The 21,874-nt window shown below is 70.1% G+C and carries 18 protein-coding genes; 3 read left to right on the top strand and 15 right to left on the bottom strand.

Translation table 11 applies throughout. The features are described from left to right. Positions 1–38: 38 nt before the first annotated feature. The 3 genes from FHS22_RS02405 to FHS22_RS02395 form a co-directional block, all read right to left on the bottom strand. Positions 39–1,028 (bottom strand): LysR family transcriptional regulator, encoded by a 990-nt coding sequence (locus FHS22_RS02405; RefSeq protein ID WP_184937909.1) that lies wholly within the window; start codon positions 1,026–1,028, stop codon positions 39–41. A gap of 299 nt (positions 1,029–1,327) precedes the next feature. Then, complete coding sequence (locus FHS22_RS02400) at positions 1,328–2,023, bottom strand: NUDIX domain-containing protein (protein WP_184937908.1); 696 nt, start codon at positions 2,021–2,023, stop codon at positions 1,328–1,330. A gap of 56 nt (positions 2,024–2,079) precedes the next feature. Beyond that, positions 2,080–3,504: an amidase gene (locus tag FHS22_RS02395; protein ID WP_184937906.1), complete on the bottom strand. Its 1,425-nt coding sequence runs from the start codon at positions 3,502–3,504 to the stop codon at positions 2,080–2,082. A gap of 291 nt (positions 3,505–3,795) precedes the next feature. On the opposite strand from FHS22_RS02395, the gene FHS22_RS02390 reads away from it, so the two are divergent. Beyond that, positions 3,796–4,143, top strand: coding sequence for a DoxX family protein (locus FHS22_RS02390; protein ID WP_184937904.1), 348 nt, complete (start codon positions 3,796–3,798; stop codon positions 4,141–4,143). Between the two features lie 182 nt (positions 4,144–4,325). After that, positions 4,326–5,243 carry a DUF6891 domain-containing protein gene (locus FHS22_RS02385; RefSeq protein ID WP_184937902.1) on the top strand — a complete coding sequence of 306 codons (918 nt, stop codon included), beginning with the start codon at positions 4,326–4,328 and terminating at the stop codon, positions 5,241–5,243. Positions 5,244–5,376: 133 nt separating this feature from the next. Here the strand turns inward: FHS22_RS02385 and FHS22_RS02380 are convergent, their stop codons facing one another. From FHS22_RS02380 to msrA, 3 genes are all read right to left on the bottom strand, one after another. Further along, a complete protein-coding gene (locus FHS22_RS02380; RefSeq protein WP_184937900.1) occupies positions 5,377–6,396 on the bottom strand; it encodes an eIF2A-related protein in 1,020 nt (339 codons plus the stop codon). A gap of 759 nt (positions 6,397–7,155) precedes the next feature. Next, entirely contained in the window at positions 7,156–7,587 is a 432-nt protein-coding gene (locus tag FHS22_RS02375) for a Clp protease N-terminal domain-containing protein (RefSeq protein WP_184937898.1), read from the bottom strand. A 927-nt stretch (positions 7,588–8,514) separates the two neighbouring features. Continuing rightward, positions 8,515–9,177, bottom strand: coding sequence for a peptide-methionine (S)-S-oxide reductase MsrA (gene msrA / locus FHS22_RS02370; RefSeq protein ID WP_184937896.1), 663 nt, complete (start codon positions 9,175–9,177; stop codon positions 8,515–8,517). A gap of 136 nt (positions 9,178–9,313) precedes the next feature. On the opposite strand from msrA, the gene rarD reads away from it, so the two are divergent. After that, complete coding sequence (rarD, locus tag FHS22_RS02365) at positions 9,314–10,252, top strand: EamA family transporter RarD (protein WP_184937894.1); 939 nt, start codon at positions 9,314–9,316, stop codon at positions 10,250–10,252. Between the two features lie 18 nt (positions 10,253–10,270). On the opposite strand, the gene FHS22_RS02360 is transcribed toward rarD, so the two are convergent. From FHS22_RS02360 to FHS22_RS02320, 9 genes are all read right to left on the bottom strand, one after another. Next, a complete protein-coding gene (locus FHS22_RS02360) occupies positions 10,271–11,266 on the bottom strand; it encodes a polyprenyl synthetase family protein (protein ID WP_184937892.1) in 996 nt (331 codons plus the stop codon). Positions 11,267–11,278: 12 nt separating this feature from the next. Continuing rightward, positions 11,279–12,835, bottom strand: a complete 1,557-nt coding sequence (gene nuoN / locus FHS22_RS02355; protein ID WP_338047558.1) for an NADH-quinone oxidoreductase subunit NuoN — start codon at positions 12,833–12,835, stop codon at positions 11,279–11,281. Next, positions 12,832–14,391, bottom strand: coding sequence for an NADH-quinone oxidoreductase subunit M (locus FHS22_RS02350; RefSeq protein WP_184937890.1), 1,560 nt, complete (start codon positions 14,389–14,391; stop codon positions 12,832–12,834). Before FHS22_RS02350 ends, nuoN begins: the two co-directional genes overlap by 4 nt. Beyond that, positions 14,391–16,235: an NADH-quinone oxidoreductase subunit L gene (gene nuoL / locus FHS22_RS02345; protein ID WP_184938347.1), complete on the bottom strand. Its 1,845-nt coding sequence runs from the start codon at positions 16,233–16,235 to the stop codon at positions 14,391–14,393. Before nuoL ends, FHS22_RS02350 begins: the two co-directional genes overlap by 1 nt. 71 nt (positions 16,236–16,306) lie before the next feature. Then, positions 16,307–16,603: an NADH-quinone oxidoreductase subunit NuoK gene (gene nuoK, locus FHS22_RS02340; protein WP_184937888.1), complete on the bottom strand. Its 297-nt coding sequence runs from the start codon at positions 16,601–16,603 to the stop codon at positions 16,307–16,309. After that, the gene (locus tag FHS22_RS02335) at positions 16,600–17,451 is read right to left on the bottom strand and encodes an NADH-quinone oxidoreductase subunit J (protein WP_184937886.1); all 852 of its coding nucleotides are present in this window, start codon (positions 17,449–17,451) and stop codon (positions 16,600–16,602) included. The genes nuoK and FHS22_RS02335 overlap by 4 nt, the downstream gene beginning before the upstream one ends. Beyond that, positions 17,444–17,959 carry an NADH-quinone oxidoreductase subunit NuoI gene (gene nuoI, locus FHS22_RS02330; RefSeq protein ID WP_184937884.1) on the bottom strand — a complete coding sequence of 172 codons (516 nt, stop codon included), beginning with the start codon at positions 17,957–17,959 and terminating at the stop codon, positions 17,444–17,446. The genes FHS22_RS02335 and nuoI overlap by 8 nt, the downstream gene beginning before the upstream one ends. Further along, a complete protein-coding gene (gene nuoH, locus FHS22_RS02325; RefSeq protein ID WP_184937882.1) occupies positions 17,946–19,343 on the bottom strand; it encodes an NADH-quinone oxidoreductase subunit NuoH in 1,398 nt (465 codons plus the stop codon). Before nuoH ends, nuoI begins: the two co-directional genes overlap by 14 nt. 83 nt (positions 19,344–19,426) lie before the next feature. Further along, a complete protein-coding gene (locus FHS22_RS02320) occupies positions 19,427–21,850 on the bottom strand; it encodes an NADH-quinone oxidoreductase subunit G (protein WP_184937880.1) in 2,424 nt (807 codons plus the stop codon). Positions 21,851–21,874 lie beyond the last annotated feature (24 nt).

Here is a 21,874-nt window from a genome sequence, read left to right as displayed (position 1 = left end):
GCCTGTCACAGAACCCCCCAGACCTCCATAGGTTCGGCCTATAGGCCCCCCACCGCGCAGGTGAAGGAGTCGTCCAGCGGGGCCAGGGCGCGCCGTTCGAGCCACTCGGCGTACCGGGGGACCTTCGCGGCCTCGCTCCAGTACGTGCGCATCACCGCGCTCACCAGCGAGACCATGGTCCCGGCCGGCAGGCCGTACGGAGTCCAGCCCAGGACGTTGCGCATCAGCAGGGGCGAGCCCGCCAGCGGGCGGACGACGATGCCCGGCTGCTCCCGGGAGGTGGGCAGGAACAGTCCCACGCACTTGCCGGCCCTGATCAGGTCGCGGGCGAGCGGGCCGTTGACGGAGAAGGACAGGCGCGGGGCGAAGCCGTACCGGTGGCAGACCGTCCAGAAGTGCTCGCGGTACCCCGTCTCGGCGTTGGGCTGCATCGCCCAGTTCTCCTCCGCCAGGTCCGCCAGGTCGATCTCCGCCCGGGCGGCCAGCGGGTGGGCGGCGGAGAGCCCGACGAAGAGCGGCTCGACGGTGGAGGCCTCGTACACCACCTCGGGAGAGGAGACCAGCTCGTGGCCGGGGTAGTCGGCCAGCACGGCCAGTTCCAGCCTCCTGGACTCCAGGAGCGCGGGCAGGGTGTCGAGGCACTCCTCGGTGCGGATGGTGAAGTTCCCGTCGGGGAAGAGGTCGTACATGCAGGTGCTGACGTGACCGGCCAGGGCCGTGTCCGCGCACCCCACCCGGATCACCGGGTTCCCGGCACCCCTCTCGACGTAGTGGCGGGCGTCGCGCTGCAGGGTGTCGAAGGCGTGGAGCATCGAGCTGGAGCGCTCGATGATCCACTCACCCAGCGGCGTGGGGCGGCTCCCCTCGGGGACCCGCTCGAAGAGGCGTCCTCCGAGCATGCGCTCGATCCTCTGGAGCTGGCCGGCCAGGGACGGCTGGGACAGCCCGAGGGAGGAGGCCGCCTTGGAGATGCTGCCATGCCCGGCGATGGCATGGACGACCCGAAGATGGCGCACTTCCAAGTCCATGCGGACATGGTAAAGAAACCGACCACATCGACGAAGATGAACGTGAATGACATTTTGACAACATCGAAAGGCCGATGTTAAGTCGCAACCGGTAACCGTTCCCGTGGTCGGCCGCCCATTTATGGACCGTTCCCAAGCTCGGATCAGACCAGGTCAGCCGGGCAGGCAGCGCGCCTTTCCATCGAATCCACCGGAGGCCGGGGAACGCCCATCCGGAAAGCGCTTTTATCGGAGCCCGCTTGTCAGTCCCACGATAAAATCCGTCCGCCGGCCGCGCACCCCTGGACGGGACACCGCCGTCATTTTCCGGTAGGACGGGCGAACGGACCGGACAGCGCCGCCCACTGCAGCAGCATGATGGTCTTCGCATCGGCGATCTCCCCCGTCCCGACCATCTCCAGCGCCTTCTCGAAGGGCAGCTCCACCACCTCGATGTCCTCGCCGTCGCCGGCCAGCCCGCCGCCCTCGCCGGTCCTGCTCTCCGAGCCGTACGGCGCCGCGAAGAAGTGCACGCGCTCGGTGACCGAGCCGGGACTCATGTAGACGTCGAAGACGTGCCGGACCTCACCGATCCCGTATCCCGTCTCCTCGGCCGCCTCACGCCGGATCGCGGTCTCCGGGTCGTCGTCGTCGAGGAGCCCCGCCGCGGTCTCCAGCAGCATCCCGTCGGGGTGCCCGTTGACGTAGACCGGGTAGCGGAACTGCCGGGTGAGCAGCACGGTCGCCCGCTCGGCGTCGTAGAGCAGGACGGTCGCGCCGTTGCCGCGGTCGTAGGTCTCGCGCTCCTCGACGCTCCAGCTCCCGTCCGAGCGCCGGTAGTCGAACCGCGTCCTGCGCAGCACGTACCAGCTCGACGAGAGGAGCTCCACCTCCCGCACCCGCACCCGGGGGTTGCCGGTCAGGTCCAGCCCCGCCCGGTCCAGCCCGGTACGGCCCCGCCGGTCGGGCACGTCCACTCCCGGCGTCCCGCCGGGCACACGGTCCTCTGATGTCATGCCCCCAGCATCCCGCGGTCCCGGACCCTCCGGGGCCCGGGACCGTCGGGCGGGCGTCACCTCGCGCGCAGGACGGACACGCCCGGGACCCTGTCCCGCCACGGCACGGCCTCCTCCAGCCGAGCCGCGACCCGCAGGAGCAGGTCCTCCCGCCCGTAGGGGGCCGCCAGCTGCACCCCGATCGGCAGGCCGCTCCCGCTCCACCCCAGCGGCAGGCTGATCGCCGGGTGCCCCGAGACGTTGAACACCATCGTGAACGGCCCGTAGTCGAAGATCCTCGCCAGCCGCTCGGCCGGCGCCGGATGGTTCTCCTCGTCGTAGCGGAACGTCCCGTGCGGCACCGGCAACTGCGCCAGCACCGGCGTGACGAGCAGGTCGCACCCGGTGAAGAACGCGCTGACCGAGCGCGTCACCCGGTTCTGGGCGTGGAAGCCGATGATCAGGTCGAGCGCGCTGGTCTCCCGCGCGTCCTGGAGCATGCGCCTGGTCGAGGGCTCCAGCAGGGCCGGGTCCGGCTCCCGGGGCGCCAGCAGCACGGTCGAGGCGATCGCGACCCGCTGGGCGTCCATGGCCCGCACCGTCGCCTCCCAGTCGACCACCGGACCGCCGTCGGAGACGTGGTGCCCCATCTCCTCCAGCACGGTCCCCACGGCGACCGCGGCGGCGGCCACCTCCGGGTCCACCGGCGAGCCCGACCAGGAGGCGGTGGTCACCGCGACCCGCAGCCGGCCGGGGTCCGCGCCCGGCTCGGACACGTACGGCCGCAGCGGCGGCGGCGCGGTGTACTTGTCGCCCACCGCGGGGCCGTGCACCGCGTCGAGCAGGCATGCCGCGTCCCTGACGGTCCTGGCAAGCCCGAACTCGTAGGCCATCCCGAACATCGGTTCGCCCATGTCCGGGCCGCTCGTGACACGGCCCCGGCTCGGTTTGAGGCCCACCAGCCCGCAGCAGGAGGCGGGGACGCGGATCGAGCCCGCGCCGTCACTCGCGTGCGCGAGCGGTACGGCGCCGGCCGCCACCAGCGCCGCCGCGCCGCCGCTCGACCCGCCCGGGGTGCGGTCCAGGTCCCAGGGGTTGCGGGTGATCCCGTACCTGTCCGACTCGGTGACGAAGTCCACCACCATCTCCGGCACCGTGGTCACCCCGAGCGTGGCCAGCCCGGCGGCCCTGAACCTCTTCATCAGATCGGTGTCGTGCCAGGCCGCGACCTCCTGCAGGGCGCGGCTGCCCAGGGAGAACGGCACCCCCTCGGCGACCGGGCCGTGGTCCTTGATCAGGAACGGCACTCCGCCGAGCGGGCCGTCGCCGCAGTGGCCGAGCGCGGTCCCGAACACCGGCATGGTCAGGCCGTTGACCCTGGCATCGGCCCATTCGAGCGCCCGCCGCGCCACGGCCTCCACCTCCGCCGCGGTGACCTCGCCCCTGCCGATCAGCTCGCGGAGCCCGACGGCGTCGTACCTCGCGTACTCGTGGAGCTCCATGGCGCTTCTCCCGTCCGCCGGAGAGCCCGGCCCCCGATGGACGCCGGTGGCACCGGCGCCCGGCAGGTGCGCCGGGACGACCCTTCCGAACGCATCCTGCTCGCCCTCCGCGGGACGCGTCCAACGGTTTACCCCGCCAACCCCGCCGGGACGACGGCCGACGCGCCCCCGAACGCCACCGGGCCCCGGCCCGGCGTCCCGCTTCGTACGGATGCATGTCACGTCCCCGGCAGGGGGCCGCGTCTGCAGGACGGACAGCAGCCCGTCATCCCTCACGGAAAGGAGTCCTCGATGTTCACCGCTTACGTCGTGGTCACCCTCCTCACCTCAGCCGTCATCGCCGTGGCCGCCGTCGCCAACCTCATCGGCCACGACTACCCCAAGAGGCAGGCGGACAAGCTCCGCGTGCCCCGGTCCTGGACGCTCCCGCTGGGCGCCCTGCTGGCCGCGGGCTCACTGGGCCTGCTGGCCGGGTTCGCCGTACCGGTGCTGGGCACGCTCGCCGCCGGCGGCCTCGTGCTGTACTTCCTCGGCGCGTTCGGCGCCCACCTGCGCGCCCGCGACCACGACTTCGGCGCCTGGGCCCTGTTCTTCTCCCTGGCGGTGGCCGCCCTGGGCGTCAACCTGGCCTACCACTGATCCCGCCCGAACCCGGGTACGGCAGCCGCAGATCCACGTCGTTGTTCACGGCGAGGCACTCGTGCCCCTTGCCCGTCGCGGCACGGGCGTACCGCTCCGGCAGGTCGGCCGGCGGTGACGCGGGCGGGCTGAGGACGGATGCTGATGATCGTCTGTCCGTGCCCTGTGCCAGAGTGGCCGGTATGTTCGCAATCACCGTGCTGACAGAGGAAGGCCGCCGGCACGTCCGGGCGGACGCCGGGGAACTCGCCGGACTGGTCGGCCGGCTGGGAGGCCGGGACGACAGGTTCCTGGTGGTCCAGCGGATTCCCGACCTGCCCGAGGTCTTCATCCAGGTGTGGCACGAGGACGGGGGCGACTACGTGCTGGAACACCGCGACGGGGCGCCCGATCGGCACTTCCAGGCGACACTCGGCGGACCCGGCCCGGTGATCGCGGCCATGACCCGGTGGGCGCGACTGGAGGACGACTGGGGTTCCGGACTGGACTGGACCGCGCTGGACCTGGGTGCCCCCGAGCCTCCGCCCCCGCTCGATCTTGACGAGGACGAACGCGCACGGCTCGATGCGCGCGTCCGTGAAGTGATCGTGGGCGGTTACGCGACGCGGGCGCAACTGGCCGGGCTCGCGGAGGACTACCTCGTCTCAGGCGACCGCCGGCCGGTCTCCCCCGGCCAGGCACGCCTGCTGGTGGACAGGATGTGGCTGGACCGCGTCGAGGAGCAGGCCTCCTGGCGGGGGGAGACGGATCCGGAACGGCTCGGCCGGGCCTTCGCCGCCCTGGAGGCCTCAGGCATCACGGCGAGGGAGGACTTCACCTGCTGCCGCACCTGCGGCCAGGCGGAGATCGGAGCGGCAGGCTCGCCGGACGCCCGCGGCTATGTCTACTTCCACAGCCAGTGCACGGACTCGGCCGCTGCCGGGCACGGGCTGGCACTCCTGTACGGCGGGTTCGACGGTTCACCGGATACGACGGCGTCCATCGGCCGGGAGGTCGTGGCCGCGCTCAGAGAGACCGGCCTCTCGGTGGAGTGGAACGGCGATCCCGCGCGGAGCATCGCCGTCACCCCCCTCGACTGGCGCAAACGCCTCATCGGGTGATGCCGCACGCGCACCCGTGACGCAGCGTCTCGAGGCCACCGCCCGGCCACCAGCCCACGGCCGCGATCGCGGTCTCCGGGAAGGATCGGACCGGATTGCGGCGGTAAGGCTGCAGCGGTGATGACCTACGGGATCAGCGGGCCTGCCACAACTTCACGCTCTTGTCGTTGCCGCCGGTGGCGAGGGTTTCGCCGCCCGGGCTGAAGGCCACCGAGGTGACGGAGTCGGTGTGGCCGGTGAGAGTGGCGACGGTGCTGCGGCCGGCCACGTCCCACAACTTCACACTCTTGTCGAGGCCGCCGGTGGCGAGGGTTTCACCGTCCGGACTGAAGGCCACCTCATAGACATGGTCCGTGTGGCCGGTGAGGGTGGCGAGAGCGCTGCGGCCGGCCACGTCCCACAACTTCACACTCTTGTCGTTGCCGCCGGTGGCGAGGGTTTCACCGTCCGGGCTGAACGCCACCGAGTGGACATGGTCCGTGTGGCCGGTGAGGGTGGCGAGAGCGCTGCGGCCGGCCACGTCCCACAACTTCACACTCTTGTCGGCGCTGCCGGTGGCGAGGGTTTCACCGTCCGGGCTGAACGCCACCGAGGAGACAGTGCCGGTGTGGCCGGTGAGAGTGGCGAGAGCGCTGCGACCGGCCACGTCCCACAACCGCACCGTGCTGTCGAGGCCGCCGGTGGCGAGGGTCTTGCCGTCCGGACTGAACGCCACCGAGTAGACCTCGCTGGTGTGGCCGGTGAGAGTGGCGAGAGCGCTGCGACCGGCCACGTCCCACAACTTCACACTCTTGTCGAGGCCGCCGGTGGCGAGGGTCTTGCCGTCCGGACTGAACGCCACCGAGAAGACACTGCTGGTGTGGCCGGTGAGAGTGGCGACGGTGCTGCGGCCGGCCACGTCCCACAACCGCACCGTGCTGTCGGCGCTGCTGGTGGCGAGGGTCTTGCCGTCCGGACTGAACGCCGCCGAGAAGACGAAGCTGTCGTGGCCGGTGAGAGTGGCGCTCAGTGCGAAGTCGGCGGCGTTTGCTGCGGGGCCGGGGGTGCAGGCGGCCGTGATCGGCACACCGACGGCGGCCAGGGCGCCGAGCCCGCCCAGGAGCAGGGTACGGCGAGACAATGATCGGCGCTGCCGCGGATGGATCGTGTTCACATCCCCAGGTGTAGGGGATCATGCTTGAGATCGGCTTGTATGTCTCTGCAACACCCTCTGCCCGCCGGGGCCGATCGGCTCGTACGTGACCGGGCGGACGGGGAAGCACGCTCGGTGATCGTGGGCGCGTCCCGTGCATGCCGTACGCAGCCGCCTGCAGTTGCCCGCATGATCGACCACGACCCGACGCGGCCCGAGTGGGTGCGGATCCACGAGGTCGTACGTGCACGCGTCGACTCAGGCGAGCACCCACCCCGGTCCCTCGTCTCCGAGCCCGTCAGGCCCGTCTGCAGGCCCACTCGGACGGGCCACCCGATTTGACGCTGGTGCCGTACCGGCCGCCGAGGTTCTTGAACAAGTACTGCCGGCGGCGGCGCTTCGCTTCAGGCAACGACTTTGCCGGGCGCAGGCGACTCAGCGTTCGCCGAGCCGGAGCGAGAACCCATCTCGCGACGCACCAGGGAAGGGCTGGCCGCCGCGCGGGCGAGGGGCGTACGGCTGGACCGTCCCCGCCTGCCACCTGACGAAGTGGTGGAGCGGATCATCACCATTCGGGACAGCGGGCAGACCTGGCGGTCGGTCGCCGACGCCCTCAATACCGATCGCGTGCCTACCGCCCAAGGCGGCGTCTTACGTCCGGGAACCGTGAGCCACGTCTACCGGACCAACACCAGCGGGCCTCCCCCGCGAGGCGTCCGACGCGCGGCGCACGATGAGTTCCTCCGCCAGCAAGGCGTATACGACTGACGACCGGCTATTTCAGAAGACGCGACCATGGAGCACCTTGATGACCTGATCGCGGGCCTGGTGGAGGCTGACGCCCAGAGCCTCGGTTCCTTCCTCACAGATGACGCCGAGTAGGAGGTGCTCGGTCCCGATGTATCGGTGACCGAGTTCGGCAGCCTCACAGCGGGCCCGCTCGACAATGCGGCCCAGCTCCGCCCTTGCCACCCGGCTGCGTGTAGCGTCGATATCGATGCCAAGACTGCTGAGCGTCCTGACGGCCACACCCTCATCCAGTCGAGCCAACCCCGTCAGGAGGTGCTCTGCGGTAGCGCGGTCGTCGCCCCGGGTGCGGGCTTCCTGCTCGGCCAGGTCCAGCACCTGCTGAGCAAGAGCCGTCAAGAGACGCTCCAGGGGATGGTGAAGGACCGCCCTCTTCCTCCTCTTCCATAGCAGCTTCCGCAGCACGGCGCCTCCTCACGGGGATAGCGTCTCAGGTCTCTCACCACAACCGCGTAGCGGCTCCACAAGTCACCGACCCACTTGCAAGGCCAAACGGCGATCGAGAATGCGCCCTTCCCGTGATCCGAGGAGGGCGCGTTCTCCTGCTCAGCCAACGTACGGCCACTCACGGCCCTCGGTGAAGTGGGACAACCTGAGCCGCTGCGTCGAATGCACCGGTAGCGAATCGAGCTCACCGACCGGAACCCATCCCCTCCCTGTCAGACTAGGTAGAGGCAACCAACAGGCATGAACCTCTGACGGGTCCGGTCCGGCCACGTCCCCACGATGAGGTGCTCGCTCCTGAGGCGTACACGCACTGGGAAGGGCTCGCCGAAACCATGCAATGGTTCGCGGGCTGCCGTTGACGGCGGCCGCCTCCGGCAGAGATCAATACGACCTGCCGGAAGGCTTTCCCGGCCCAAGCGCTCCCCCGGCGGGACATCAGCGCGTGGGCGGCGCGGGCCGGGACCGGCCGGAGAGCCGCGTGACCGGCCCGCTGGCCGCCTGGCGCGCCGCCGCAGGCGGGTCGCCTTGACCCTGTAGAGAAAATCCTCGCCGCCACCACCTAGAGTGAGGACTCCTGGTGGGTTGCATCGCCGAGGATCAGGTCGGCTATCCGGAGCAGGCGTGCCACGTACGGACGGTTCCCACGGCGGCGGACACGGGGCAAGAGCGCCCGCAGATCACGGGCGCACTCGCGTACGGTCCGTAGCTGATCAGCCGGCAGCTCGCCTTGCCGACTGCCGACGTAGCTGGTCAGGCACCCTGCCATGTAGAGGTCGAGCAACATGACCGGCCTGCCGTCGATCGCGAAGTCACGCAGGTCGTCGGGACACCATTGCCCGCTGTGCTCGGCCCAGAGGACCGAGACCTCGTTGAAGACCTCCCGGTTCACTCACCCGCAGGCGCGATGCCCACCGGGCAGGAAACCCCGGTGCCGCCGATGCCGCAGTAGCCGCCGGGGTTCTTGAAAAGGTACTGCTGGTGGTACTCCTCGGCATAGAAGTAGTCACCGGCCGGGGCGATCTCGGTGGTGACGCGGCCGTACCCCGCGTCGGCGAGCACCTTCTCGTAGGCGTCCCGTGAGGCGAGGGCCGCCTTCTCCTGCTCGGGCGAGTGGGTGTAGACCGCCGAGCGGTACTGGGTGCCGACGTCGTTGCCCTGGCGCATGCCCTGGGTGGGGTCGTGGGCCTCCCAGAAGACCCGCAGCAGTTCCTCGTAGGAGACCTCGGCCGGGTCGAAGGCCACGCGGACGACCTCGGTGTGACCGGTCAGGCCGGTGCAGACCTCTTCGTAGGTGGGGTTGGGGGTGTATCCGCCCGCGTAGCCGACCGAGGTGGAGACGACGCCGGGGGTCTGCCAGAACTTGCGCTCGGCGCCCCAGAAGCACCCCAGGGCGAAGTCGGCGATCTCGGTGCCCTCGGGGTACGGCGGGGCGAGCGGGGCGTCGAGGACCGCGTGCCGCGCGGGCACCGGCATCGTCGCCTCGCGGCCCGGGAGCGCGTTCTCCGGGGACACCATGGAAGTCTTGTCCTTGCCGAACAACCAGCCCATCGTGAACCTCCTCCTGGCACTTTCTCCGACGTGCACAACCGTCCCGACCGCCGGAGTGTTCCCGTAAGAATCGCTAAGCGATCGGGCAAGAATTACTAACTTGTGTTAAATACGGTAAGCAGCAAAAATGGGTGACATGCCTGAATCGCGTCGTGGGGTCCTGTACGGTGTCGCCGCCTACGCCATGTGGGGCCTGTTCCCACTGTACTGGCCGCTCCTGAAGCCCTCCGGCGCGCTGGAGATCCTCGCCCACCGCATGGCGTGGTCGCTCGTCGCGGTCGTCGCCATCCTCGCGGTACGGCGCCACTGGTCCTGGGTCAGGGAGATGCTCCGCACTCCCCGCAAGCTCGGTCTGCTGGTCCTCGCCGCCGTGATCATCACGGTCAACTGGGGCGTCTACATCTACGCCGTGAACACCGGGCACGTCGTCGAGAGCGCCCTGGGCTACTTCATCAACCCTCTGGTCAGCGTGGTCTTCGGCGTCTTCCTGCTCAAGGAGCGGCTGCGCCGCTGGCAGTGGGTCGCGGTCGGCCTGGGCACCCTGGCCGTCGTCGTGCTCACCCTCGACTACGGCCGGCTGCCGTGGATCGCGCTGGTGCTGGCCGTCAGCTTCGGCACCTACGGCCTGGTCAAGAAGACCGCCCAGGTCGGCGCGGCGGAGAGCATGGCCGTCGAGACGCTCGTCCTGCTCCTCCCCGCGCTGGGCTACCTGCTCTACCTGGGGCAGCAGGGGGCGAGCACCTTCGGCTCGGCGGGCGCGGGGCACGCGCTGCTGCTGGCGGGCGCCGGGGTCGTCACCGCCGTCCCGCTGCTCGCCTTCACCTCCGCCGCGATCCGGGTCCCGCTCACCACGATCGGCCTGCTGCAGTACATCGCCCCGGTGCTGCAGTTCCTCTGCGGCGTGTTCATCGCGCACGAGACCATGCCCGCCAGCCGCTGGGCCGGGTTCGCCATCGTCTGGCTGGCCCTGTCGGTCTTCACCTGGGACGGCCTGCGTGCCGCGCACGAGGCCCGCCGTACCGAGCGGGAGCGGGAGGCCGGGCTGGAGCGGGAGGCGGAGTCCGTCCCCGCCTGACCCGCCGGCCGCGGCCCGTCAGCCGGAGCGCTCGACCACGTAGTCGCAGAGGGCGAGGTAGGCGGCGCGGGCCGGGATGTCCGGCAGGCCGGACAGGTCGGCGCGGGCCCGGTCGGTCCAGGAGATCAGCTCGGCGCGGGCCCGGTCCATCGCGGGGTTGGCGCGCAGCAGGCTCAGGGCCTCCTCGACGTCCTCCTCGGCGACCGGGCCGGAGAGCAGCTCGCGCAGGCGGGCGTCGGCCGGCTCGTCGCCGGACAGCACGTACAGCACCGGGAGCGTGTGGATGCCCTCGCGCAGGTCGGTGCCGGGCGTCTTGCCGGACTCGGCCGACTCGGAGGCGACGTCCAGCAGGTCGTCGCTGAGCTGCCAGGCGACGCCGATGGCCTCGCAGGCGCTGGTCACCCGGGTGACCACGTCGGGTGAGGCGCCGCTCAGCAGCGCGCCGAACCGGCCGGAGGTGGCGATCAGGGAACCGGTCTTGTCGGCCAGCACGTCGATGTAGTGCCGGACCGGGTCCTCCCCGTCACGGGGGCCGGTGGTCTCGCGGATCTGGCCGCGGACCAGGCGGGAGAAGGTCTGGGCCTGGATCCGGATGATGTCCGCGCCGAGGTCGGCGAGGATCTCGGAGGCCTGGGCGAACAGGTAGTCGCCGGTCAGGATGGCCACGGTGTTGTCCCACCGGGCGTTGGCCGACGGCGAGCCCCGGCGGACCGGGGCCTCGTCCATGACGTCGTCGTGGTACAGCGTCGCCAGGTGGGTCAGCTCGATCACCACCGCCCCGGGCACCACGCCCGGGGCGTCCGGCGAGCCGAACTGGGCGGCGAGCAGCACGAGCATCGCCCGGAACCGCTTGCCGCCCGCCTCGATGAGGTGCCTGGACGTCTCCGTGACGAAGGCGTCCTCGCTCTCCACGGAGGAGCGGAGCAGTTTCTCGACCTGGGCCAGGCCGACGGCCAGGTCCTGCGCCAGCCGCTCGTCGACGAGCGGTAGATCGACAACCGGTGGCGCAGCCATGAGTTCTACTCCCTAGCGAACGAACAGTGCGGAGGCGGCCTGGTCAGCCAGGCTCAGCACGGGCTCCGGGAAGACGCCCAGCACTACGGTAGCCGCTGCGGCCAGCGCGACCACAGCCGAGGTGCCGACGGTCGGCACCGCGACGCTCGGGCCGTCGGCGGCCGGCTCGCTGAAGAACATCAGCACGATCACGCGGACGTAGAAGAACGCGGCGATGGCCGAGCTGACCACGCCCACGACGACCAGCGGCAGCGCGTCACTGGCGACCGCAGCCGAGAAGACCGCGTACTTCCCGAAGAAACCGCTGGTCAGCGGGATTCCCGCGAAGGCCAGCAGGAAGAACGCGAAGATGCCCGCCAGCACCGGGGCCCGCTTGCCGAGACCGGCCCACCGGGACAGGTGCCCGGCCTCGCCGCCCGCGTCGCGGACCATGGTGACCACCGCGAAGGCGCCGACCGTGGTGAAGCCGTACGCCGCGAGGTAGAACAGGATCGCCGAGAGGGCGTCCCGGTTCTGCTCGACGGCGCCCGTGGCGATCACGCCGGTGAGCAGGAAGCCCGCGTGCGCGATCGAGGAGTAGGCCAGCATGCGCTTGATCTCGGTCTGGGTGATGGCCAGGATCGCGCCGACGACCATGGTGAGAATCGCCACACCCCACATGACCGGCCGCCAGTCCCAGTCGAGGTTGCCCAGGGCGACCCAGAAGACCCGGAGCACCGCGCCGAAGGCCGCCACCAGGACGGTGGAGGCCATCAGGGCGGTGACCGCGGTGGGCGCGCCCTGGTAGACGTCGGGCTTCCAGGCCTGGAACGGCGCGGCGCCGATCTTGAAGAGCAGGCCGACGCCGAGCAGCGCCGTGCCGATGTACAGCAGGGTGTCCTGGCCGGCGACGGTGCCCAGCGAGGAGCTGATGGCCCTCAGGTCGATCGATCCGGCGTAGCCGTAGATCAGGGCCGTGCCGTACAGGAAGAAGGCCGAGGAGAACGCGCCGAGCAGGAAGTACTTGAGCGAGGCCTCCTGCGAGAGCAGGCGGCGCCGGCGGGCCAGGCCGCACAGCAGGTACAGCGGGAGGGAGAGGACCTCCAGGGCCACGAACATGACCAGCAGGTCGTTGGCGGCCGGGAAGAGCAGCATGCCGCCGACCGAGAAGAGCAGCAGCGGGTAGACCTCGGTCTGCGCGTAGCCGCTGCGGACCGCCTCCTCCTCGTCGTTGCTCCCCGGTACGGCCGCCGCCTGCGCGACGAACTGCTCGTCGTCGTTGATCAGCAGCGTGCTGACGAAGGCCAGGATGAGGATGATGCCCCAGATGAACAGGGCGGGGCCGTCCACCGCGACCGCGCCCATGGCCGCGGGCGTGGTGGGGACGCCGTCCCGGACCGCCTGGAGGATCGTCAGCAGGAACGCGCCGAGCAGCGCCACCAGCGTCAGCGGCATGTGGATCGCCTTGCGCAGGTGGCGAGGTGCGAACGCCTCGACCAGCACGCCGATGATCGCCGCGCCGAAGACGATCAGCATCGGAGCGAGCAGGGCGTACTCGATCGTTGGCGCCTCGATGGTGCCGCCGTTCACTGGCCGGCCCCCTTCTTCTCAGCGACGGTGGAGACGGGCTTCTTGTCCAGCACCTGGGCGCTGTCGAGGGTCTTGTCCACCGCGGGGTTGATCACGTCGAGCACCGGCTTGGGGAAGAACCCGAGTGCGATGATCACCGCGATCAGCGGAGCCACCACCCACTTCTCCCGGCCGTCGAGGTCGGTGAAGCCCTTGACCGATTCGGCCGTGGGGCCGTTCATCGTGCGCTTGTACATCCACAGGATGTAGATGGCCGCCAGGATGACGCCGAGCGCCCCGATGATCGCCGGGATCGCGTAGCGCTCGTAGGTGCCGATCAGGACCATGAACTCGCTGACGAACGAGGACAGGCCCGGCAGCGCGAGGCCGGACAGGCCGGCGATCAGGAAGGAGCCCGCGAGCAGCGGGGCGACCTTCTGCACGCCGCCGTAGTCGGCGATCTGGCTGGAACCGCGGCGGTGGATCAGGAACCCGGCGAGCAGGAAGAGCGCGCCGGTCGAGAAGCCGTGGTTGACCATGTAGAGCGTGGCGCCGGCCTGGGCGTTCTGCGTCATCGCGAAGACGCCCAGGGCGATGAAGCCGAAGTGCGAGATCGAGGTGTAGGCGATCAGGCGCTTCATGTCGGTCTGGCCGATGGCCACGATCGCGCCGTAGATGATGCCGATCACCGAGAGCACGATCACCAGCGGGGTGAAGAACTTCGACGCGTCCGGGAACAGCTCCAGGCAGAAGCGGAGCATGCCGTACGTGCCGACCTTGTCCAGCACGCCCACCAGCAGGACCGCGGCACCGGCCGGGGCCTGCGCGGCGGCGTCGGGCAGCCAGGTGTGGAAGGGCCAGAGCGGGGCCTTGACCGCGAAGGCGATGAAGAATCCGGCGAACAGCCACTTCTGCGTGGTCGGGTCCTGGATGACCCCGATCAGCTCGGGGTACATGAAGGTGTTCTTCTCGGCGACCACGTAGAGCGCGATCACCGCGACCAGCATGAGCAGGCCGCCGAAGAGCGAGTAGAGCAGGAACTTGACGGCCGCGTAGGACCGCTGCACGCCGCCGTACGACCCGATCATGAAGTACATCGGGATCAGCATGGCTTCGAAGAAGACGTAGAAGAGGAAGATGTCGGTCGCCGCGAAGACGCCGATCATCATGGCCTCCAGCACCAGCAGCAGCGCGAAGTAGGTCTTCGCGGAGCGCTTGGGCGGGATCAGCTCGCTCTTGAGGTCGAGCGCCCGGGTGGCGCCTTCGGCGTCGTGCCAGGAGGCGAGGACGACGATCGGCACGAGGACCGCCGACAGCGCGATCAGCACGAGCGCGATGCCGTCCACGGCGACGCCGTAGTGGACCCCGAAGCTGGGGATCCAGGAGTACTTCTCCTCGAACTGGAAGCGGTTGCCGTTCGGGCTGAACTGCACCGCCATCGCGATGGTCAGTGCCAGCACGACCAGCGAGACCAGCAGCGCCACCTGCTTGGCGAGCTTGTCACTGCCCTTGGGGAGCAGTGCCACCCCGACCGCGCCCAGTACGGGCACGGCCATCAGGATCGAGAGCCAGGGCATCACATGTTCCCTACGTAGAGCAGCGCGCCAACGACGGCGGCGGCACCGAAGAGGATGGACAGCGCGTACGACCGGACGTAGCCGGTCTGCACGCGGCGCAGCCGCCCGGAGGTCCCGCCGATCCCCGCGGCCAGCCCGTTGACCAGGCCGTCGACGCCGCGGTTGTCGAAGAACACCGCGATGCGGGTCAGCCACTGGCCGGGGCGCATGAGCAGCGCCTCGTTCAGGGCGTCGCCGTACAGGTCGCGGCGGGCGAAGGCGGTGAGGAAGGAGCCGCGCGGGGCCAGGACGGGCACCTCGGCGGCGCCGTACCGGAACCAGGCGAAGGCCGCGCCGACGGCGACCAGCGCGAGCGTGGCCAGGCCGGGGGTGCTGACGAAGTGGAACTCCGGCAGTTCCTGCGGCAGGCCGACGGCCGGGGCGAGGAAGGTCATGAACCGGTTGCCCAGGACCAGGAACGCGCCCAGGCCGATCGAGCCGATCGCCAGGATGATCAGCGGCCAGGTCATCACCGCGGGCGACTCGTGCGGGTGCGCGTCGTCGGCCCAGCGCTTCTTGCCGAAGAAGGTCATGAAGACCATCCGCGACATGTAGAAGCCGGTCAGACCGGCGCCGGCCACCGCGAGCCAGCCGAGGATCTGGTTGTGGTGCATCGCCGTCTCGATGATGCCGTCCTTGGTGAAGTAACCGGACAGCAGCGGGAAGCCGATGATGGCCAGGTAGCCGATGACGAACGTGACCGCGGTGATCTTCATCACCGAGAACAGCCCGCCGTACCGGCGCATGTCGACCTCGTCGTTCATGGCGTGCATGACCGAGCCGGCGCCGAGGAACATGTTGGCCTTGAAGAAGCCGTGCGTGATCAGGTGGCCGATCGCGAAGGCGTAGCCCGCCGGGCCGAGGCCCGCGCCGAGCATCATGTAGCCGATCTGCGACATCGTCGAACCGGCCAGGCCCTTCTTGATGTCGTCCTTGGCGCAACCGATGATGGCACCGGCGAGGAGCGTGGCGACGCCGACGATCGTGACGACCAGCTGCGCGGTCGCGGAGGCCTCGAAGAAGAAGCCCGAGCGGACCACCAGGTAGACGCCGGCGGTGACCATGGTCGCGGCGTGGATGAGGGCCGAGACCGGGGTCGGGCCCTCCATCGCGTCCAGCAGCCAGGACTGCAGCGGGAGCTGGGCGGACTTGCCGCAGGCGCCGACGAGCAGCAGCAGGCCGATCGCGGTCATGGTGCCGCTGGAGGCCGTTCCCGGGTCCTGCGAGAAGATCTCGCGGAAGCCGAGCGAGCCGAACGTCGTCCAGATCGTGAAGATCCCGATCAGCAGGCCGAAGTCGCCGACGCGGTTGACGATGAACGCCTTCTGCGCGGCGGTGGCCGCGCTCGGCTTGAACTGCCAGAACCCGATCAGCAGGTAGGACGCGAGACCCACGCCCTCCCAGCCGACGAACAGGCCGAGGTAGTTGTCCGACAGGACCAGCAGGAGCATGGCCGCGACGAACAGGTTGAGGTAGGAGAAGAACCGGCGGCGGTCGTGGTCGTGCGACATGTAGCCGATCGAGTAGATGTGGATCAGCGATCCGACACCTGTGATCAGCAGGGCGAAGCTGATCGAGAGCGGGTCGATCAGCAGGCCCAGGTCCGCCATGCCGGGGATGAACTCGTACAGCCCGACCTCGCGGCGGCGCTCGGCCGGCGACATGCCGAGCAGTTCCACGAAGGAGGCCGCGGCCACCGCGAACGCGCCCAGCGACATCAGCACGCCGAGGAGGTGGCCCCACCTGTCGGTACGGCGCCCGCCCAGCATCAGGACCGCGGCGCCGAGCAGCGGCAGCGCGATCATCAGCCAGGAGAGCCCGATCACCCCACCGGAGTGCAGGTCGATCTCAGCAGGAGATTGCACCGGGCACCCCTCTAGTACTTCAGCAGGTTGGCGTCGTCAACGGACGCCGACCTGCGGGTTCGGAAGATCATCACAATGATGGCGAGGCCGATCACGACCTCCGCAGCGGCCACCACCATCACGAAGAACGCGATGAGCTGGCCGTCCAGGTTGCCGTGCTGCCGGGCGAAGGTGACGAACGCCAGGTTGCAGGCGTTGAGCATCAGCTCCACGCACATGAACACCACGATCGCGTTGCGCCTCACCAGCACGCCGATGCCGCCGATCGCGAACAGCAGCGCGGAGAGCACCAGGTAGTGGGTGGTCACTTGCCGTCCTCCTCGGAGAGCGCGTTCTCGTCGGAGAGCGCGTCCTTCACCTGGATGGGCTTGTCACCCTCGACCGGCTCCGCGTCCTCGGCCGCGTCCTTCTCCAGGACCTGCCTGATGAGCGCGGCCTTCTCCGGATCGGTCGGGGCGAAGCCCTCGTCCAGCTCGTGCCGGGCGAGCACCCGGTTGATGGACGTGGCGGCCACCGAGCCGTCGGGCAGCAGAGCCGGCATGTCGATGGCGTTGTGCAGGGCGTAGGTGCCGGGACCCGGCAGCGGCGAGGGCTGCGGGCCGGCGAAGCGGGTGCGGGCCAGGGACCGCTGGGTGGCCTTGGGCCGGACCCGCTCGCGGTGGGCCAGCACCATCGCGCCGAGCGCGGCGGTGATCAGCAGCGCCGAGGTGACCTCGAAGGCGAACACGTGCCGGGTGAAGATCTCCGCGGCCAGCGCGGGGACGTTGCCGTCCCGGCCGGTCACGGCCCGTCCCAGGCCCGCCGCCGGGCTGAACACCGCGTTGCCGATCGCCAGGGCCAGCAGGACCGCGAAGCCCAGGCCGGCGACGACCGCCCAGAAGCGCTGCCCCCTGATCGTCTCGACCAGGGAGTCGGAGGAGTCCACGCCGACGAGCATCAGCACGAACAGGAAGAGCATCATGACCGCGCCGGTGTAGACGATGATCTGCACCGCGGCGAGGAAGGGCGCGTCCTGGACGGCGTAGAGCACGGCCAGCGAGAGCATGACCACGCCCAGCATCAGGGCCGAGTAGACCGCCTTGCGGCTGAAGACGAGTCCGAGGGCGGCGGCCACGGAAACGACCGCCAGCACCCAGAACGTGATGGTCTCACCCATTGTTACGTCCCAGCCGGTAGTAGTCCTCTTCGGTCTCGCCGAGACGCATGGCGTGGGGCGGAGCCTCCATGCCGGGGCCGAGCGGCGCGAGCAGCATCTCCTTGGTGTAGATAAGGCTCTCACGGCTCGTGTCGGCGAGCTCGTATTCGTTGGTCATGGTGAGCGCGCGCGTCGGACAGGCCTCGATGCACAGGCCGCACAGGATGCACCGCAGGTAGTTGATCTGGTAGGTGCGCCCGTAGCGCTCCCCCGGGGAGAAGCGCTCGGTCTCGGTGTTGTCGGCGCCCTCCACGTAGATCGCGTCGGCCGGGCACGCCCAGGCGCACAGCTCGCAGCCGACGCACTTCTCCAGGCCGTCGGGCCAGCGGTTGAGCTGGTGCCGGCCGTGGAAGCGCGGAGCCGTGGGCCGCTTGTCCTCGGGGTAGTTGACCGTCTCGACCTTCTTGAACATCGTGTGGAAGGTCACGCCGAACCCCTTGATGGGGTTGAGCCAATCAGTTGCTCCCACTGGGAACCTCCGCTGTCTTGTTTGCGCGCGTCTCCGCCGCGGCCGCGACGCCGCGGTAGTGCGGCAGGTCGAGCGGGGGAACCGGGAAGCCGCCGGCCGCCGGCTCGGCCTGGAGCTGCTCGAACTCCGCCTCGACCTGCGCGGCCCTGTCCTCCTTGCGCCGCTGCAGGACGGTGTCGAAGCGCAGCCAGATCGCGAAGCACCCGACGACCACCAGGGCGCCCAGGATCATCACCATGGTCCGGTTGACGCCCTCGATCTGCATGGCGCGCACGGTGGCGACCAGCAGGATCCAGCCCAGGTTGACCGGGATGAGGATCTTCCAGCCGAGCGACATGAGCTGGTCGTAGCGCACCCGCGGCAGCGAGGCGCGGGCCCAGATGAAGAAGGAGAAGAGGAGCACCATCTTCAGGAAGAACCACAGCAGCGGCCAGTAGCCGGTGTTGGCCTCCGGCCAGAAGGTCGTGATCGGGGCCGGGGCCCGCCAGCCGCCCATGAACAGGGTGATCGACACCGCCGAGACCACGAAGACGTTGACGTACTCGGCGAGCATGATGACCGCGAACTTCAGCGAGTTGGAGTACTCGGTCTGGAAGCCGCCGACCAGCTCGCCCTCGCCCTCGGGCAGGTCGAACGGGACGCGGTTGGTCTCCCCCAGCATCGTGACGATGTAGATCAGGAAGGACGGGAGCAGCAGGACCATGTACCACGAGGGCATCGGGATGTCGAGGCCGCCCAGGGTGAGCGTGTTGCCGCTGGCCTGCGCGGCGACGATCCCCGAGGTGGAGAGCGTGCCCGCGAAGAGGAACACGCCCACGAACGACAGGCCCATCGCGATCTCGTAGGAGACCACCTGCGCGCTCGCGCGCAGGCCGCCCAGCATGGCGTACGGCGAGCGCGAGCCCCATCCGGCGAGCACGATGCCGTAGACGCCGATGGAGGCCATGGCCAGCACCAGCAGCACCGCGACGGGCAGGTCGGTCAGCTGCAGCGGCGTCTCGACGCCGAACATGTTGACCTTCGGGCCCATCGGGATGACGGAGAAGGCCAGGAAGGCCGGGACCCCCAGGACGACCGGGGCGATGAAGTAGATCACCTTGTCCACGGTCCGCGGCATCAGGTCTTCCTTGAGACCCATCTTCAGGCCGTCGGCCACCGACTGGAGGAGGCCGAACTTACCCGCCCGGTTGGGGCCGTACCGGTTCTGCATGCGGGAGATGAGCTTGCGCTCGTACCACACGCCGAAGAGCACGCCCAGCATCAGGACGATGAAGATGACCGCGGACTTCAGGATGACGATCCCGATCGGGTCCTTGCCGAAGTCGTCGATGCTCGGAAGGGCCGGTTCGACCGGCGCGGCCGCGAGCAGAGACCATGCGTTCATAGGTCCTCACCACTCCCCATTCGCCACGCGGGCCGCCCGCACCTCGCGGACCGCTTCGCTCACTGCGTCGGGTTCTCTCCCGCTCATGAGGCACTTCCGATCTTGACGATGTCACCGGCGACGGCGCGCAGGTCACGGGTGACCGAGCGGCCGCCGGAGTTGGCCGGCAGCCACAGCATCCGGTCGGGCAGGTCGGCGATCCGCACCGGCAGGCTCAGCGAGCCCTTCCCGGAGGTGACAGTGATCTTGTCACCGTCGGCGATGCCCGCCTCGGCCGCGGTGGCGGCCGAGAGCAGCGCCTCGGCGGCGTGCGCGGTACCCGCGAGGTACGGCTCGCCGGCCTGCAGGCGGCCGTCGTCGAGCAGCTGGTGCCAGGTGGCGAGGACGGCCTCGCCGGCCTGCGCGGCGGAGCCCTTGCGGAAGCTCACCCGCGGGGCCTCGGGCCGGGCGCCCCGCCACGCGCCGATCGAGCCGAGCTCGCGGCGGGCGGCGGCCGGGTCCGGCAGGCCCAGGTGCACGTCCATGTGGTCGGCGATCGAGGAGATCACCCGCAGGTCGCTCATCACGCCGGGGACCGGCAGGGCTTCCTCGAAGGTACGGCCGCGCCCCTCCCAGTTGACGAACGTGCCGGACTTCTCGGCCACCGCCGCGACCGGCAGCACCACGTCGGCGCGGTCGGTGACCGCGCTGGCGCGCTGCTCCAGGCTGACGATGAACGGCGTGTTCTCCAGGGCCGCCAGCGCGGCGTCCGGGTCGGCCAGGTCGTAGGGGTCGACACCGGCGATGACGAGGGCGTCGAGGTCCTCGTGCAGCGCCGCCGCCAGGATGGCGGAGGTGTCGCGTCCCGGGGTCTCGGGCAGCGAGGCGACGTTCCACACCCGGGCCACCTCGGCGCGGGCGGCCTCGTCCGCGACCGGGCGGCCGATCGGGAGCAGGTTCGGCATCGCCCCCGCCTCGACGGCGCCGCGTTCGCCGGCCCGGCGCGGGACCCAGGCCAGCCGGGCACCGCTCGCCTCGGCGAGCCGGAGCAGCGCCGAGAGCGCGCCCGGAGAGGTGGCGAGCCGCTCGCCGGCGAGGATGATCGCACCGGGCTGCTTGACCGCCTCGGCGGCGGGCGAACCGCCGGAGATCAGGTCCTCGATGGCCTCGGCTTCGGCTCCGGGCACCGACGGGACCGGCGTGCCGCCCATCTTGGCCAGCGCGGCGGTGGCGAACGGTCCGACGGAGAAGACCTTCAGGCCCTTCTTCCGCCAGGCCTTGCGCAGCCGCAGGAAGACGATCGGCGACTCCTCCTCGGGCTCGAGCCCGGCCAGGAGCACGGCCGGTGCCGCCTCCAGGTCGCGGTAGCGCAGCTCGATGCCCTTGCCCGCGACGGCGTGCGCGAGGAACTGCGTCTCCTCGGCGGAGTGCGGCCGGGAGCGGAAGTCGATGTCGTTGGTGGCGAGGGCGATCCGGGCGAACTTCGCGTAGCCGTACGCCTCCTCGACCGTGACCCGGCCGCCGACCAGCACGCCCGCGCGGCCGCGGGCCGCCGCGAGCCCCTTGGCCGCGACGGCGAGCGCCTCGGGCCAGGAGGCCGGGACGAGGTGGCCGTCCTCGTCACGGATGAGCGGGGTCTTCAGCCGGTCGGGCTGGGTGGCGTAGGTGAAGGCGAAGCGCCCCTTGTCGCAGTTCCACTCCTCGTTGACCTCCGGATCGTTGCCGGCCAGGCGGCGGGTGATCCGGCCGCGCCGGTGGTCGGCCCGGAGCGAGCAGCCGCCGGCGCAGTGCTCGCAGACGGAGGGGGTGGAGACCAGGTCGAACGGGCGGGCCTGGAAGCGGTAGGCGGCGCTGGTCAGCGCGCCCACCGGGCAGATCTGCACGGTGTTGCCGGAGAAGTAGGACTCGAACGGCCTGCCGTCGGCGGTGCCGACCTGCTCCTTGGCGCCGCGCTCGAAGAACTCGATCAGCGGGTCGCCGGCGATCTCGTCGGAGAAGCGCAGGCAGCGGGCGCACTGCACGCAGCGCTCGCGGTCCAGCAGCACCTGGGTGGAGAGCGGGACCGGCTTGGCGAAGACGCGCTTGTGCTCGTGGAAGCGGGACTCGCCCTGGCCGTTGGACATGGCCTGGTTCTGCAGCGGGCACTCGCCGCCCTTGTCGCAGACCGGGCAGTCGAGCGGGTGGTTCATGAGCAGCAGCTCCATGACACCGCGCTGCGCCTTCTCCGCGACCGGGGAGGTGAGCTGGGTCTGGACCACCATGTTCGGGGCGACCTCGATGGCGCAGGACGGCTGCGGCTTCGGGAAACCGCGGCCGTTGCCCGCGTCGGGGATCTCCACCAGGCACTGGCGGCAGTTGGCGGCCGGGTCCAGCAGCGGGTGGTCGCAGAAGCGCGGGATCTGGATGCCGAGCAGCTCCGCCGCCCGGATGATGAGCGTCCCCTTCGGGACGCTCACCTGGAACCCGTCGATCGTCAGGGTCACCAGCTCCACCGGCTGCTGCGCCGGGGTGGTGGGTTCGACGCTCATGGTGCCTCCTCCGTCGGCCCCATG

It is taken from the genome of Thiemannella venezuelensis, assembly GCF_014203605.1.
In the GTDB taxonomy this organism is placed as follows: Bacteria; Actinomycetota; Actinomycetes; order Streptosporangiales; family Streptosporangiaceae; genus Planomonospora_A; species Planomonospora_A venezuelensis.
Note: the sequence above shows the minus strand (reverse complement) of the source record. Positions and strands in the feature narration are given on the sequence as shown.